Annotated in this window: 16 protein-coding genes; 14 read left to right on the plus strand and 2 right to left on the minus strand. The window is 66.0% G+C overall.

All coding sequences use genetic code 11. The annotated features are described in order from the left end of the window. Genes CRO75_RS00220 through CRO75_RS00235 form a run of 4 tightly spaced genes read left to right on the plus strand, consistent with a single transcriptional unit; the run spans window position 1 to window position 3,872 of the window. Complete coding sequence (locus CRO75_RS00220) at window positions 1-1,515, plus strand: TolC family protein (RefSeq protein ID WP_092422515.1); 1,515 nt, start codon at window positions 1-3, stop codon at window positions 1,513-1,515. Continuing rightward, complete coding sequence (gene cysC, locus CRO75_RS00225; protein ID WP_097134103.1) at window positions 1,499-2,101, plus strand: adenylyl-sulfate kinase; 603 nt, start codon at window positions 1,499-1,501, stop codon at window positions 2,099-2,101. The genes CRO75_RS00220 and cysC overlap by 17 nt, the downstream gene beginning before the upstream one ends. After that, window positions 2,098-2,889: an aspartyl/asparaginyl beta-hydroxylase domain-containing protein gene (locus CRO75_RS00230; RefSeq protein WP_097134104.1), complete on the plus strand. Its 792-nt coding sequence runs from the start codon at window positions 2,098-2,100 to the stop codon at window positions 2,887-2,889. Before cysC ends, CRO75_RS00230 begins: the two co-directional genes overlap by 4 nt. Beyond that, window positions 2,877-3,872: a sulfotransferase family protein gene (locus CRO75_RS00235; protein WP_097134105.1), complete on the plus strand. Its 996-nt coding sequence runs from the start codon at window positions 2,877-2,879 to the stop codon at window positions 3,870-3,872. The genes CRO75_RS00230 and CRO75_RS00235 overlap by 13 nt, the downstream gene beginning before the upstream one ends. On the opposite strand, the gene CRO75_RS00240 is transcribed toward CRO75_RS00235, so the two are convergent. Further along, complete coding sequence (locus CRO75_RS00240) at window positions 3,838-4,596, minus strand: slipin family protein (protein ID WP_097134106.1); 759 nt, start codon at window positions 4,594-4,596, stop codon at window positions 3,838-3,840. The two genes, CRO75_RS00235 and CRO75_RS00240, sit on opposite strands and share 35 nt — an antisense overlap. A gap of 1 nt (window position 4,597) precedes the next feature. Further along, a complete protein-coding gene (locus CRO75_RS00245; RefSeq protein WP_097134107.1) occupies window positions 4,598-5,983 on the minus strand; it encodes a nodulation protein NfeD in 1,386 nt (461 codons plus the stop codon). A 223-nt stretch (window positions 5,984-6,206) separates the two neighbouring features. Between CRO75_RS00245 and CRO75_RS00250 the strand changes: the two genes are divergently transcribed. The 10 genes from CRO75_RS00250 to CRO75_RS00295 all read left to right on the plus strand — a co-directional run bounded on the left by CRO75_RS00250 (window position 6,207) and on the right by CRO75_RS00295 (window position 13,552). Next, window positions 6,207-6,668, plus strand: a complete 462-nt coding sequence (locus tag CRO75_RS00250; RefSeq protein WP_062824058.1) for a YbaK/EbsC family protein — start codon at window positions 6,207-6,209, stop codon at window positions 6,666-6,668. Between the two features lie 137 nt (window positions 6,669-6,805). Next, a complete protein-coding gene (locus CRO75_RS00255; RefSeq protein ID WP_009041599.1) occupies window positions 6,806-7,051 on the plus strand; it encodes a DUF2789 domain-containing protein in 246 nt (81 codons plus the stop codon). Window positions 7,052-7,113: 62 nt separating this feature from the next. After that, on the plus strand, window positions 7,114-7,359 hold the full coding sequence (locus CRO75_RS00260) for a type II toxin-antitoxin system Phd/YefM family antitoxin (protein ID WP_062824057.1): 246 nt from the start codon (window positions 7,114-7,116) through the stop codon (window positions 7,357-7,359). Next, window positions 7,349-7,630 carry a type II toxin-antitoxin system RelE/ParE family toxin gene (locus CRO75_RS00265; RefSeq protein WP_009041601.1) on the plus strand — a complete coding sequence of 94 codons (282 nt, stop codon included), beginning with the start codon at window positions 7,349-7,351 and terminating at the stop codon, window positions 7,628-7,630. The genes CRO75_RS00260 and CRO75_RS00265 overlap by 11 nt, the downstream gene beginning before the upstream one ends. Window positions 7,631-7,761: 131 nt before the next feature. Continuing rightward, on the plus strand, window positions 7,762-8,190 hold the full coding sequence (locus CRO75_RS00270) for a MarR family transcriptional regulator (RefSeq protein WP_085533251.1): 429 nt from the start codon (window positions 7,762-7,764) through the stop codon (window positions 8,188-8,190). Beyond that, entirely contained in the window at window positions 8,187-10,271 is a 2,085-nt protein-coding gene (locus tag CRO75_RS00275) for an FUSC family protein (protein ID WP_097134108.1), read from the plus strand. Before CRO75_RS00270 ends, CRO75_RS00275 begins: the two co-directional genes overlap by 4 nt. Continuing rightward, window positions 10,268-10,477 (plus strand): DUF1656 domain-containing protein, encoded by a 210-nt coding sequence (locus CRO75_RS00280; RefSeq protein WP_007932080.1) that lies wholly within the window; start codon window positions 10,268-10,270, stop codon window positions 10,475-10,477. The genes CRO75_RS00275 and CRO75_RS00280 overlap by 4 nt, the downstream gene beginning before the upstream one ends. After that, entirely contained in the window at window positions 10,474-11,370 is an 897-nt protein-coding gene (locus tag CRO75_RS00285; RefSeq protein ID WP_097134109.1) for an HlyD family secretion protein, read from the plus strand. Before CRO75_RS00280 ends, CRO75_RS00285 begins: the two co-directional genes overlap by 4 nt. Next, window positions 11,367-12,815 (plus strand): TolC family protein, encoded by a 1,449-nt coding sequence (locus tag CRO75_RS00290; RefSeq protein WP_097134110.1) that lies wholly within the window; start codon window positions 11,367-11,369, stop codon window positions 12,813-12,815. The genes CRO75_RS00285 and CRO75_RS00290 overlap by 4 nt, the downstream gene beginning before the upstream one ends. Before the next feature lie 92 nt (window positions 12,816-12,907). After that, on the plus strand, window positions 12,908-13,552 hold the full coding sequence (locus CRO75_RS00295; RefSeq protein WP_037004411.1) for an NADH:ubiquinone oxidoreductase subunit N: 645 nt from the start codon (window positions 12,908-12,910) through the stop codon (window positions 13,550-13,552). Window positions 13,553-13,616 lie beyond the last annotated feature (64 nt).

Here is a 13,616-nt window from a genome sequence, read left to right on the forward strand (position 1 = left end):
ATGAATAAAAGTCAGAAGTTGTTCGGGGTCAGCTTGTTGGCGCTGATGGTCAGCGGTTGTGCCGTCAGCAGTAAACCGATCGAACGCAGTGCCAGCGAGCAGCGCGCCAGGAGCGACCTGCACAGCATGTACAAGGACCAGGAGCCGCTGAGCGGCCCGCTGACCCTGCACCAGGCCATGGCCCGGGCGGTGAAGTACAACCTCGAAGGCCGCTTGAAAATCATGGAAGAGGCCCTGGCCAAGCGCCAGCTGGACCTCGCCAGTTTCGACATGCTGCCGCGCATGGCCCTCTCCGCCGGCTACGTGGGGCGCAACAACGTCAGTGCTTCCAGCAGCCAGAGCGTGGAGACCGGCACCCAGTCCCTGGAACCTTCGACCTCCCAGGACCGGGACCGCAGGGTGGCCGACCTGACCATGGTCTGGAACGTGCTGGACTTCGGCGTCAGCTACATCAATGCCAAGCAGCAGGGCGACCAGCGGCTGATCGTCCAGGAGCGCCGGCGCAAGGTGATCAACACCATCGTCCAGGACGTGCGCTCGGCCTATTGGCGGGCGGTGGCGGCCGAACGCCTGCTCAAGCAGATCGACAGCCTCATGGGCCGGGTCGAGCAGGCCCGCGACAATAGCCAGAGCATGAGCCAGCAACGCATCGGCGACCCGGTGCAGGCCCTGGCCTACCAGCGCTCGCTGATCGAGGCCACGCGCCAGCTGGAGGAGCAGCGCCGGGCGTTGTCCCTGGCCAAGACCGAGCTGGCGACCCTGATCAACCTGCCAATGACCACCCACCTGACCCTGGCGACCAGCGACGATTACCCGGTGCCGGAACTCAAGGTCGATATGGCCCGCCTCGAGCACGAGGCCCTGACCAGCCGGCCGGAGCTGCGCGAGCAGGATTACCAGAGCCGCATCAGCGCCGCGGAGACCCGCAAGGCCATGCTGCGCCTGCTGCCGGGCCTGGAGTTCTCCGCCGGCGGGCATTACGACAGCAACTCGTTCCTGGTCAACGACAAGTGGGCCGACTACGGGGTGAAGGTCACCTGGAACCTGTTCAATGTGCTGTCCGCGCCGGCGGCCATCGACACCGCCAAGGCCGGTGAAGACGTCGCCGCGGCCCGTCGCCAGGCCATGTCGATTGCCGTGCTGGCCCAGGTCTACGTGGCCAACGCCAACTACCGCGACGCCTTGCGCCAGTTCAAGACCAGCCAGGAGCTGGCGGACATCGACGGGCAGATCGTCGGCCAGCTGCGCAACCGCTACCAGGCCAACAGCATCGGCGAGCTGGACCTGATCCAGGGCGAGCTGAACACCTTGCAGGCGGACCTGCGGCGCGACCTGGCCTATGCCGACCTGCGCAACGCCTACGGGCAGATCTTCGCCAGCGCCGGCCTCGACCCGCTGCCCGACGAGGTGCAATCGACCCAGGTGCAGTCCATCGCCACGGCGCTGGCCAGCCGCGAGGCCGACTGGGCGGCGGGCAACATCAGCACGCCGGTGGCCCATGCCCAAAGACAATAACCTGCAGGCCCCCCAGGCCAGCGTCAGCCGGGCCCAGCGCGAGGCGCACAACGGCCATCGCGGCGTGGCGATCCTGCTGACCGGCCTGCCGGCGGCGGGCAAGTCGACCCTGGCCCAGGCGCTGCAGGCCGGGCTGTTCCAGCACGGTCGGCAGAGCCTGGTGCTGGACGGCGATGCCTTGCGCGGCGGCCTGAACCGCGACCTGGGGTTTGCCGAGGCCGACCGCCGGGAAAATATCCGCCGCGCCAGCGAGCTGGCAGCCTTGCTGGTGGACAACGGGCAGATCGTGATCCTGGCGATGATCGCCCCGCTGATCGAGCAGCGTGAGCTGTTCGCCCGGCGCCTGGGCGAGGACTACCTGGAAGTCTGGTGCAGCGCCTCGCTGGCGGTCTGCGAGCAGCGCGATCCCAAGGGCCATTACGCCCGCGCCCGCAGCGGCGAGTTGCCGGGGTTCACCGGTATCTCGGCGCCCTACGAGCCGCCACGGGCGGCGCTGGAACTGGATACCGGCGCGCAGTCGGTCGAGGACTGCCTGGGGCAATTGCTCGGCTGGCTGGTCGAGCGCAAGGTGCTGCCGGCCTCATGAGCCGTCCGGCGTTCGCCCGCCTGCCCGTCAGCGTGGACCTGCCGCGGCTGTTGCGCGCCCTGGCGCGAATCGACGCGAGCGCCTGGCAGGGCCACTTCAACGGCGATTATTACGAGGGCGACTGGAGCGGCGTGGCCTTGATCTCGGCGCTTGACGCGCCCTCCGAGCTGGCGCCGGGCAAGGGCCTGCCGGTGCAGCGCGAGCCCTGGCGACAGGACCCGGACTGGCAACAGGCATTGCGGCACCTGCCCTTGCGGATCGTCTCGGCGCGCCTGCTGCGGTTGGGGCCGGGGGCGCGCATCCATGAACACCGCGACTACGACCTGGGCGGCCCGGATGCCGACCTGCGCCTGCATATCCCCCTGCTCAGCCCGCCGCGGGTGGATTTCCTGCTCGACGGGCAGCGCATGCCGATGCTGGCGGGAGAGTGCTGGTTTCTCGACCTGTCGCGCGCGCATCGAGTCGATAACTACGACACTCAGGCACGTATTCATCTGGTACTCGACTGTCGCCCCGACCCTTGGCTGGAACAGGCGATTGCCGCCGGCGCGCCGACCACCCCGGCACCTGGCCTGGGCCGCGCGGCCCTGGACTTCGCGCGGTTTTGCCGGCTGCTTGAAGAGGACACCGCGCTGTGCCAGGCCTTGCAGGCGCTGACTGATAGCGAAATCTTCATCGAGCGCACCCTGGCCCTGGCGGCCGAACGCGGCCTGGCGTTCACCCGCGAAGACCTGCGTTCGGCCATGCGCCAGGGGCGGCGTCTGTGGAATGAACAATGGACGGCCTGAACCTGCACGGCTGGTTGCCGATCCGCGTCTGGCAGCTGGGTGACGAATGGCGGGTCGACTGGTGCTGGTTCGGCGACCGGCCGCTGTCGCAGCCGTTTTTCCGCGAGGCGGTCGAAGAGGCCCTGCGCCTGCCGTTCAATCAGGCGTTCCGCCGCCAGACGCCTTTGTCTGCCCTGACCAAATGGCGCCAACGCAGCCCGGGCCTGGCTCCCAGCGCCTTTATCTTTCATGCCTCGCGCTGCGGCTCGACCCTGCTCAGCCAGATGCTGGCCTGCCTGGACGAGCATATCGTGGTGTCCGAACCGCCGCCGCTGGATGCCCTACTGCGCGGCTCGCTGGCGCCACAGGAGCGGGCTGCCGCGCTGGTGGGCCTGGTGTCGGCCTATGGGCAGGTACGCCGTGGTACTGAGCAGCAGTTGGTGATCAAGCTCGATGCCTGGAACATCGGCGAGCTGCCGCTGCTGCGCCAGTGCTTCGCCGATACGCCGTGGCTGTTTGTGTATCGCGACCCGCTGGAAATCGCCGTGTCGCATCTGCGCCGGGCCGGCATGCACATGACACCGGGCCTGATCGGGCCCAGCGCGCTGGACGACGGCGAGCCTTTCCAGGACCGGGAAAGCTGGATCGCCCGGCGCCTGGGGCGTTTGTTGCAGCTGGGGTTGGAACACTGCCGCGAACACCATGGCCTGGCGCTGAACTACAGCGAACTGCCCGCCGCCATGGACAGCCACCTGGGCGATTTTTTCGGCCTGGGCGCCGAGCAACGCAGGGCGGCCTTCGCCCGTATCGGCCAGCATGCCAAGCAGCCGGCGCAGGCCTTTGTCGATGATCGCCAGGGCAAGCAGCAACAGGCTTCAGCGCGGCTGCGGGAGCAGTTGGAGCAATGGACGCAGGCGCCTTACGCGGCGCTGGAACAGTGGCGCAGCAGGGCGGTGCCGCAATTGCGGCTCAGCTCTTCGGTGACAAGTCTGCCATGCCCTTGAGTAGTTCGATGGGCAGCGGAAAGACAATGGTCGAGCTCTTGTCACCGGCAATCGCGCCCAGGGTCTGCATGTAGCGCAGTTGCATGGCGCCGGGCTGGCGGCCGAGCATTTCGGCGGCTTGCATGAGTTTTTCCGAGGCCTGCAATTCGCCTTCGGCGTGGATCACCTTGGCCCGGCGTTCGCGCTCGGCTTCGGCCTGTTTGGCGATGGCGCGGATCATCGATTCGTTGAGGTCGACATGCTTGATCTCGACGTTCGCCACCTTGATGCCCCAGGCGTCGGTCTGGGCGTCGAGCACCTGCTGGATATCGGCGTTCAGGCGTTCGCGCTCGGCCAGCAGTTCGTCCAGCTCGTGCTTGCCCAGCACCGCGCGCAGGGTGGTCTGGGCCAGTTGGCTGGTGGCCATGAGGAAATCCTCGACCTGGATGATCGCCTTCTGCGAGTCCAGCACGCGGAAATACAGCACGGCGTTGACCTTGACCGAGACGTTGTCGCGGGTGATCACATCCTGCGGCGGCACGTCGAGCACCACGGTGCGCAGGTCGACGCGGACCATCTGCTGGACGACCGGAATCAGCAGGACCAGCCCCGGCCCCTTGACCCTCCAGAAGCGCCCGAGCTGGAACACCACCCCGCGCTCGTATTCGCGCAGGATGCGAAACGTCGAGACCGCCAGCGCCAACAGCAGCGCCAGCAGCGCGCCAAAACCCAATTCCAGACCCATTTCATCCTCCTCGCGGCGCAGCCTCGGCCGTCGTCACTTCCAGAAGCAGCCCTTTGCGTGCCACCACCCGTACCAGTTGTCCGGTTTGCAGCGGCGTTGCGCTCAGGACCTGCCAGTGTTCGCCCTGCAACAGCACCCAGCCGTTGTAAGGGTTGCCCGCTTGCACCGCGGTGATCGCCGTGACACTGCCCACCAGCCCCGCGTCGCCGGCCACCTGCTGGCGCTGTCGCGCGCGCAGCGCCATGCTCGCCAGCGTCGCCAGGAGCAGCGCGCTGATCACCGCCAGGCCGACGATGAGCGGCAGGGGAATGCCATAGCCCGGGACATCGGTGTCCATCAGGATCACCGCGCCGACCACAAAGGAGACGATGCCGCCGAAACCGATGACGCCGAAGGTCGGTAGAAAGGCCTCGGCGACCATGAAGGCGATGCCCAGCAGGATCAGGGCCACGCCGGCGTAGTTCACCGGCAGCAGTTGCAAGGCGTACAAACCGAGCAGCAGGCAGATGCCGCCGAGCACGCCGGGCACCGCGGTGCCCGGGTTGACGAACTCGAAGAACAGCCCGTAGATGCCGATCATCATCAGGATCAGCGCCACGCTGGGGTGGGTGATGACCGACAGCAGCTGGGTGCGCCAGTCCGGGTCGTGATGGATCACCGCCGCCCCCAGGGTATGCAGCTGCACCGCCTGGCCGGCGGCGATGAGGAACTTGCCGTCGAGTTGCCTGAGCAGGCCGCTCAGGTCATCGGCGACATAGTCGACCACCTTCAGCTTCAAGGCTTCCTGGGCCGGCAGGCTGACGGCCTCGCGCACGGCCTGTTCCGCCCATTCGGCGTTGCGTCCGCGCAATTGCGCCAGGCCACGGATATAGGCCGCGGCGTCGTTGATCTGTTTGTGGCTGAGGGTGTCGGTGTCCGGCTCCGGGTTCTTGTCCGAGCGTGGCGCGGCGGGCGGGTTGCCGCCCGGGTCGGGCTGCCCCGGCATGCCGACCCGCACCGGGGTGGCGGCCCCGAGGTTGGTGCCCGGGGCCATGGCGGCGATGTGGCTGGCATACAGGATGTAGGTGCCGGCGCTGGCGGCGCGGGCGCCGCTGGGGGCGACGTAGCTGGCCACCGGCACCGGGCTGGCGAGGATCGCCTTGATGATCGAGCGCATCGAGGTGTCGAGGCCGCCCGGGGTGTCGATGCCCAGCACCACCAGTTGGGCGTGCTCGTCGGCGGCCTTGTCCAGGCCGCGCACCACGTAGTCGGCGCTGGCGGGGCTGATCACATCGTTGACGGTGAGCACCACCACTGGCTTCACGGCCTGGGCGTGCCCGGTCGGCAGGCCGATCAGCAAACCCAGCAGCATCCCTTTCAGTGTCGCCCGCCACCCACGCTCGTTCATCCGACCCTCCTGGAGAGTCATGCGCCTCGGTTGCCAGCCGTTCGCTGGCTTTGTCCTTGAGTCTAGTAGAGCGTGGGATTGAGCAAATTTTGAGCAGCCTCTTGCTCGCGTGCCGTTCGGAAGTTCGTCAGTGGGTGAGGGCGGCGCGGCCTAGACTTTGTGAAGGGAGTGACAGTCGTTAATCCATAGTCCTGCAAAGCCGTTCAGGATACCGAGGTGCATCATGCGTATGGCAAGAACCGTGCAACGCAGCCTGGAACAGGCGCATTGCGATTTTGACGTGGTGGCTCATCCACATTCGTCGAGCAGCCTGGAGACCGCTCGGGTGGCGGGAGTTCCCGCCGAGCGCGTAGCCAAGTCGGTGATCCTCGACGACAGTCACGGCCACTACCTGATGGCCGTGCTGCCGGCCAGCCGCCACCTGGACCTGAGCAAGGTGCGCGGCAGCAACGAATGGCAGATCACCCGGGAAAGCACCCTGGCGCATCTGTTCAACGATTGCGAACGCGGCGCGGTACCGGCCCTGGGCGAATCCTATGGGCTGGACGTGGTGATCGATCCGTTGCTGACCCGGCAGAAAGACATCTACCTGGAAGCCGGCAACCACAACAACCTGGTGCATCTGAGCATGGACGAGTACCTGAAAATGGTGCCTCATGCCGAGGTGTGCGAGGTCAGTTACTAGCGCCGTCGGCGTATGTACCCACCTTTCACGAGCAAGCTCGCTCCTACAAAAATGCTTGTTTTCTGTAGAAGCGAGCTTGTTTGCGATCGACTGCGCAGCAGTGGTTCAACCAACACCCAACCCGTTCAGGAGCCCCCATGGAATCCCCATCCCACAGCCTGCCTGCCCTGTTCAAACAACTCGGCCTGCCCGACGACCCCGAGGGCATCGACCGTTTCATCGCCACCCATTCGCCGCTCAAGCCGGAACTGCACCTGGCGGATGCCTTCTTCTGGACCAGCAGCCAGGCGGATTTCCTGCGCAACGAGATCCTCGACGACGCCGACTGGGCGGAAGTGGTGGATCAGCTGGATGTGTTGTTGAGGAAGGGGCGGGGTGTTTGAGGCGCGAATTGATGTTGCCATGGAAATAGACCAGAATTAAGACCAAATTAGAGGTCTTAATCATGCAAAGCGTATTGGCTGATAAAGCTGTCAGCGTGTCTGAACTGAAAAAAAACCCCTCGGCTGTCCTGAGCGGCGCACACGGTGGTCCGGTTGCGGTGCTCAATCACAACCGGGTCATGGGCTATATGGTCCCGGCCGACGTGTTTGAAGCCATGATGGAGCGTCTTGACGATCTTGAACTGGCGGAGATTGTCCGTGCCCGTCGGCACGAGACCCCAGTCCCGGTAAATCTGGATGACTTATAAGCTCCAGTTTCTGCCTTCGGCACGTAAGGAATGGGACAAGCTCGGTCATACCCTGCGCGAGCAATTCAAGAAGAAGCTGGCCGAGCGCCTGGAAATGCCACGGGTGCCCGCGGATGCCCTTCACGGCATGGCGGACTGCTACAAGATCAAGCTCAAGGCCTCTGGCTATCGCCTGGTTTACCAAGTGATCGAGGATCAGGTGGTGGTTTCGGTGGTGGCCGTGGGCAAACGTGAACGCAGCGCCGTGTATGAGCGGGCACGAAAGCGCTGAGGTATTTTCCGGTTAATGGTCATTCAATTGTTTCAAAACTTGACTGAGATTATCCCCCCATGCACCATTGATAGTTAGCAAACTAACAGTGTGCGAACCTTCTTTTGCCCGACTCTCTCGAATCACTCCAGATGAATATCAGCAGTGGCATGGTGGTCGCCGCCCGACATTGGCGGCGGATCTGCCAGAGCACGCTGGTCAACTATGGAATCTCCGAAGCCTGCGCCGTGCCCCTGCTGATGATCGGGCGCCTGGGCGAGGGCGTGCGCCAGGTGACGGTGGCGCAGGCGGCGGGGATGGAAAGCCCGTCCCTGGTGCGCCTGCTGGACCAGCTGTGCAGCGCCGGCTACGCCTGCCGTACCGAGGACCCCCACGATCGCCGGGCCAAATGCCTGAGCCTGACCGACACCGGCCGCGAGCTGGTGCAGTCGGTGGAAGCCGAGCTGGTGCGCCTGCGTCGCGAGGTGCTGGAAGGCATCACACCAGCGGACCTTGAGACGGCGCTGAAGGTGATCCGCGCCTTCGAGTCGGCTGCCCAGCCGTCGGCGGTGCCTTCTTGAGCGGATTCTTTACCGGCGTGCCGCCGGCGCGCGACTGGTTCTACGGTGTGCGCACCTTTGCCGCGTCGATGATCGCGCTGTACATCGCCATGCTCATGCAGATGCCGCGTCCGTACTGGGCGATGGCCACGGTGTACATCGTCTCCAGCCCGTTCGTCGGGCCCACCAGTTCCAAGGCGCTGTACCGTGCGATCGGCACCTTGCTCGGCGCCTCGGCGGCGGTGCTGTTCGTGCCGATGTTCGTGCAAAGCCCCTATCTGCTGGTGGTGATCATCGCCCTGTGGACCGGGATCCTGCTGTTCCTCTCCCTGCACCTGCGCACCGCCAACAGCTATGCGTTGATGCTGGCCGGCTACAGCCTGCCGCTGATCGCCCTGCCGGTGGTGGATAACCCGCTGGGGGTGTGGGACGTGGCGGAGGCCCGCACCGAGGAGATCTTCCTCGGCATCGTCTGCGCGGCCGTGATCGGCAGTATGTTCTGGCCACGGCGGCTGGCGCCGGTGTTCGTCGATTCGGCGGGCAAATGGTTCGCCGATGCCTCCACCTATAGCCAGCGCTTTCTCAGCCGCAACGTACAGCCCGAAGAAGTCAGCGCCTTGCGCGCGTCCATGGTCGCCACCTTCAACAGCCTGGAGCTGATGATCGGCCAGTTGCCCCATGAGGGCGCGCGCCCGCAGACCGTGCGCAATACCAAGGAGCTGCGCGGGCGCATGATCCACCTGCTGCCCGTGGTGGACGCCCTGGACGATGCCCTGTACGCCCTGGAGCGACGCACCCCGGAGCTGGTGGAGCGGTTCGCGCCGCTATTGGCCCAGGCCGGGCAATGGCTGGAAAGCACCGCCCAGGGCGCCTCGGTCGAGCGCTGGCAGGCCCTGCGCGGCCAGCTCGAAGCGCTGCAACCGGACGCCGAAGCCCTCGACGACCGGCGCCAGCTGCTGTTTTCCAACGCCCTGTACCGCCTTGGCGAGTGGGTCGACCTATGGCAGGACTGCCGCAGCCTGCAACACGCCATCCAGTGCGAAAGCCAGGACATCTGGCGCGCGGTCTATCGCCACTGGCGCCTGGGCCGCCTGACGCCATTCCTCGACCGTGGGCTGATGCTGTATTCGGTGGCCTCCACTGTCCTGGCGATCATCGTCGCCTCGGTGCTGTGGATCCTCCTGGGCTGGACCGACGGCGGCAGCGCGGTGATCCTCGCGGCGGTGGCCTGCAGCTTCTTCGCCTCGATGGACGACCCGGCGCCGCAGATCTACCGGTTCTTCTTCTGGACCGCGATGTCGGTGCTGTTCGCCAGCCTCTACCTGTTCCTGATCCTGCCCAACCTGCACGATTTCCCGATGCTGGTGCTGGCCTTCGCCGTGCCGTTCATCTGCGTCGGCACCCTCACGGTGCAGCCGCGCTTTTACCTGGGCATGTTGCTGACCATCGTCAACACCTCGTCCTTCATCAGCATCCAGGGCGCCTACGACGCCGATTTCCTGAGCTTCGCCAACTCCAACCTGGCCGGGCCCATGGGCCTGCTGTTCGCCTTTGTCTGGACCCTGGTCGCCCGGCCGTTCGGCTCGGAACTGGCGGCCAAGCGCATGACCCGCTTCAGCTGGCAGGACATCGTCGGCATGACCGAGCCCGCCAACCTGGCCGAACACCGGCATCTGGGGGTGCAGATGCTCGACCGCCTGATGCAGCACCTGCCGCGCCTGGCCATGACCGGCCAGGACACCGGCGGCGCCCTGCGCGAAGTGCGTGTCGGCCTGAACCTGCTGGACCTGCTGGCCTACGCGCCGCGGGCCCAGGGCAACGCGCAGGTGCTGTTGCGCCAGGTGGTGGCCGAGGTCGGCGCCTATTTCAAGGCTTGCCTCAAGGCCGGCGAACGCCTGTCGGCGCCAAGCGGCCTGCTGATGACCCTGGACCGCGCCCGTCGCACCCTGGATGCCCACAGCCAGGACGACCGCGAAACCCGTTTGCACCTGCTGCACGCCCTCAGCGGCCTGCGCCTGGCCCTGCTGCCCGGTGTGGAGTTCGTCGGCGGTGGCGAGCTCGAGGAACCGCTGCCCCATGGCATCGATGGAGCGCCTTTATGATCGGTGATCTGGATATCAGCGGGGTGTTCCTGCCCACGCTGCTGGTGCTGATGGGCCTTACCTATGGCTTGTACCTGGTGGTCCACGGGCTGCTGACACGCCTGCATTTTTATCGCCTGGTCTGGCACCGGGCTTTGTTCAACGTTGGTCTGTACGCTTTGCTGCTCGGCGCCGTGGACTCACTCAGTCGATACCTGATGACATGAAAAAACCTTTATTGACCATTGGCCGCGTGGTCCTGACCTTGCTGGTGGTGAGCTTCGCGGTCGTGGTGGTCTGGCGCATGGTGATGTACTACATGTTCGCGCCCTGGACCCGGGATGGGCATATCCGTGCCGACATCGTGCAGATCGCCCCGGACGTCTCCGGGCTGATCCAGCAGGTGCAGGTGCGCGACAACCAGCTGGTCAAGCGCGGCCAGGTGCTGTTCAGCATCGACCAGGACCGTTTCAGCCTGGCCCTGCGCCAAGCCAAGGCTTCCCTGGCCGACCGCCAGGAAACCCTGGCCCAGGCCCAGCGCGAGGCCAGGCGTAACCTCGGCCTGGGCAACCTGGTGCCGCGCGAGCAGCTGGAAGAAAGCCAGTCCCGCGTGGCCCGCGCCCAGTCGGCCCTGGCCGAGGCCCAGGTGGCGGTGGACAGCGCCCAATTGAACCTCGACCGTTCGGTGATCCGCAGCCCGGTGGACGGCTACGTCAACGACCGCGCGCCACGGACTCAGGAATTCGTCACCGCCGGGCGCCCGGTGTTGTCGGTGGTGGACAGCAACTCCTTCCACATCGACGGTTATTTCGAGGAAACCAAGCTCGACGGCATTCATATCGGCCAGGGCGTCGATATCCGCGTGGTCGGCGATCGCGCGCGGCTGCGCGGGCATGTCGAAAGCATCGTCGCCGGCATCGAGGACCGCGACCGCAGCAGCGGCTCCAACCTGTTGCCCAACGTCAACCCGGCCTTCAGCTGGGTGCGCCTGGCCCAGCGGATTCCGGTGCGCATTGCCTTCGACGAGGTGCCGGAAGACTTCCGCATGATCGCCGGGCGCACCGCCACCGTGTCGATCATCGACGATCAGGCGCAAAGCCGGTCGGAGCCGGGGCAATGAACAGCGGCCTGCGTTTAGCCACCGCCGGCCTGGGCCTGCTGCTATCGGCCTGCCAGATGGTCGGCCCGGACTACCACCTGCCGGACGACGCGGCGTTGCACCGCAGCGATTTACAGGGCGAGCTGGCCGGATCGAGCGACAAGGTGGTCTCGGCACCGGTCCCGGCAGACTGGTGGCGCTTGTACCAGGACCCGCGCCTGGACCAGCTGGTGCAGCAGGCCATGGCCTCCAACACCGACCTGCGGGTCGCGGCGGCCAACCTGGCGCGGGCCCGCGCCCAGGTCGACGAGGCCCAGGCGGCCGGCGGCTGGAGCGGCGGGGTCAAGGCCGGGGTCGAGCGCTTGCAGGAGTCCGGCGAAGCCTTCCTGCTGCCGGAGAAAGTGCCGGTGGCCAACGTCGGTAACCTGTCCGTCAGCACCTCTTATCAGTTCGACCTGTTCGGCACCCTGCAGCGCGGCATCGAGGCCGCCCAGGCCAACGCCGATGCCACCCAGGCCGCGGCCGACACCGCGCGCATCACCCTGGTGGCCGACGTGGTGCGGGCTTACACCCAGGTTTGCGCGGCCAATGAAGAGCGCGAGATCGCCGAGCACTCCCTGGACCTGCAGGCCCAGAGCACCGCGCTGATCCAGCGCCTGCGCGACGCCGGGCGTGGCGACGAAACCCAGGTCACCCGTTCCCAGACCCAGTTCAAGTCCCTGCGCGCCGAACTGCCGCGCTATGAAGCGGCGCGCCAGGCCGGCCTGTTCCGCTTGTCGATGCTCCTGGCCAAGCCGCTGAACCAGTTGCCGGCCGGCACCGACAGCTGCGCCGAGCTGCCGCATATTGCGCAATTGTTGCCGGTGGGTGACGGTGCGACCCTGCTCAAGCGCCGCCCCGACGTGCGCCAGGCCGAACGTCGCCTGGCCGCGGCCACCGCCGATATCGGCGTCGCCACTGGCGCGCTGTACCCGGACATCAGCATTGGCGCGACCGTCGGCACCGTGGGCATCGTCGACAACCTCGGCAAACCCTCCACCAACCGCTGGGGTTTCGGCCCGCTGATCAGCTGGACGGTACCGGCCAACGGCGCCCGCGAACGCATTCACCAGGCCGAAGCCGCCAGCCAGGGCGCCCTGGCGCATTTCGACGGGGTGGTGCTCAACGCCATCCGCGAAACCCAGACCGGCCTGGCCCAATACAGTGCCCAGTTGCAGCGTCGCGACGCCCTGGCCGAGGCCGAACAGTCGGCGCGCCAGGCCGCCGACCAGACCCATCGCTTCTTCCAGGCCGGCCGCGAGTCGTTCCTCGCCGACCTGCAGGCGACCCGCACTTATACCGACGTACGGGCCCAACTGGCCGCGGCCAACACCCAGGTGGCGATGAGTCAGATCGACCTGTTCCTGGCCCTGGGCGGTGGCTGGGAAAGCGGACGAACGCAAGCCTCGAACCCCGCCAAACCCTGAGGCCGTTGCTATGCTTTGAACAGTTGGCTGAGCACCTTGCGTCCAGTGCTCGGCCAGCGGTCAGGCACGTGATGGTCATGGGGATTCCAATAATGAAAAACCCTTATGCTCTCGGCTTCTGGTGCGCCATCGTCGCACTGGTGCTGCTTTCTGCGACTTATTTCTACGGTGTCATGCTGGCGCATCAGATCGACAAGGCCATGATCTTTCTCGACAGCGCCAGCGCGCTGATTGCGGTGAGCGCCATCGTCTTCGTGGCCTGGACGTCGTTCCAGACCCAGAAAATCAAGAAAAGGCAGCTGGAGCAGGGCAAGACCCTGGTCGCGATCTGGGACACCAAAGTCGCCCTGCGCCGGGTCGAGACGGTGTTCGACCGTTACTTCTGGGGCAGTTACTGGCAGCCGGGGCGGACCTTCCAGGAAGTCATGGGCGAGTTGACCGGCACCCCCCTGGAAAAAAGCCTCGAAGCCCTGAAAAAACAGTGCGTATTACTGGATAAACAGGCCGCCGACGGTCGCCACTGGCTGAACAACGCCCGCGAACTGTCCGATGTCGCCGCCGCCATGGCCCGCGAACGCTATCAACTGGATTTCTGCGACCCGCGTTCGGAAACCCCGGGCGGCGCGGTGATCAACCGCGATTTCGAAGTGCTGGTCTACACCTGGACCGCCCGCCTGAAAAGCTTCGATCACCAGCTCGACGCGCTGGAGGTCGAATACTCCGAACACGCCACGTAGCCATGTAGCCATATAGCCGCTGCCGAGCCCGCGAGGCTGCGATCGGTTGCGCAGCAACCGTAAA

The organism is Pseudomonas sp. LAMO17WK12:I10 (assembly GCF_900215185.1).
Classification (GTDB): domain Bacteria; phylum Pseudomonadota; class Gammaproteobacteria; order Pseudomonadales; family Pseudomonadaceae; genus Aquipseudomonas; species Aquipseudomonas chlororaphis.

Excerpts from the sequence above, each read along its gene's own strand:
- CRO75_RS00220 (WP_092422515.1), top strand. The coding sequence starts at position 1 with ATGAATAAAAGTCAGAAGTTGTTCGGGGTCAGCTTGTTGGCGCTGATG.
- cysC (WP_097134103.1), top strand. The coding sequence starts at position 1,499 with ATGCCCAAAGACAATAACCTGCAGGCCCCCCAGGCCAGCGTCAGCCGG.
- CRO75_RS00230 (WP_097134104.1), top strand. The coding sequence starts at position 2,098 with ATGAGCCGTCCGGCGTTCGCCCGCCTGCCCGTCAGCGTGGACCTGCCG.
- CRO75_RS00235 (WP_097134105.1), top strand. The coding sequence starts at position 2,877 with ATGGACGGCCTGAACCTGCACGGCTGGTTGCCGATCCGCGTCTGGCAG.
- CRO75_RS00240 (WP_097134106.1), bottom strand. The coding sequence starts at position 4,596 with ATGGGTCTGGAATTGGGTTTTGGCGCGCTGCTGGCGCTGCTGTTGGCG.
- CRO75_RS00245 (WP_097134107.1), bottom strand. The coding sequence starts at position 5,983 with ATGAACGAGCGTGGGTGGCGGGCGACACTGAAAGGGATGCTGCTGGGT.
- CRO75_RS00250 (WP_062824058.1), top strand. The coding sequence starts at position 6,207 with ATGCGTATGGCAAGAACCGTGCAACGCAGCCTGGAACAGGCGCATTGC.
- CRO75_RS00255 (WP_009041599.1), top strand. The coding sequence starts at position 6,806 with ATGGAATCCCCATCCCACAGCCTGCCTGCCCTGTTCAAACAACTCGGC.
- CRO75_RS00260 (WP_062824057.1), top strand. The coding sequence starts at position 7,114 with ATGCAAAGCGTATTGGCTGATAAAGCTGTCAGCGTGTCTGAACTGAAA.
- CRO75_RS00265 (WP_009041601.1), top strand. The coding sequence starts at position 7,349 with ATGACTTATAAGCTCCAGTTTCTGCCTTCGGCACGTAAGGAATGGGAC.
- CRO75_RS00270 (WP_085533251.1), top strand. The coding sequence starts at position 7,762 with ATGAATATCAGCAGTGGCATGGTGGTCGCCGCCCGACATTGGCGGCGG.
- CRO75_RS00280 (WP_007932080.1), top strand. The coding sequence starts at position 10,268 with ATGATCGGTGATCTGGATATCAGCGGGGTGTTCCTGCCCACGCTGCTG.
- CRO75_RS00285 (WP_097134109.1), top strand. The coding sequence starts at position 10,474 with ATGAAAAAACCTTTATTGACCATTGGCCGCGTGGTCCTGACCTTGCTG.
- CRO75_RS00290 (WP_097134110.1), top strand. The coding sequence starts at position 11,367 with ATGAACAGCGGCCTGCGTTTAGCCACCGCCGGCCTGGGCCTGCTGCTA.
- CRO75_RS00295 (WP_037004411.1), top strand. The coding sequence starts at position 12,908 with ATGAAAAACCCTTATGCTCTCGGCTTCTGGTGCGCCATCGTCGCACTG.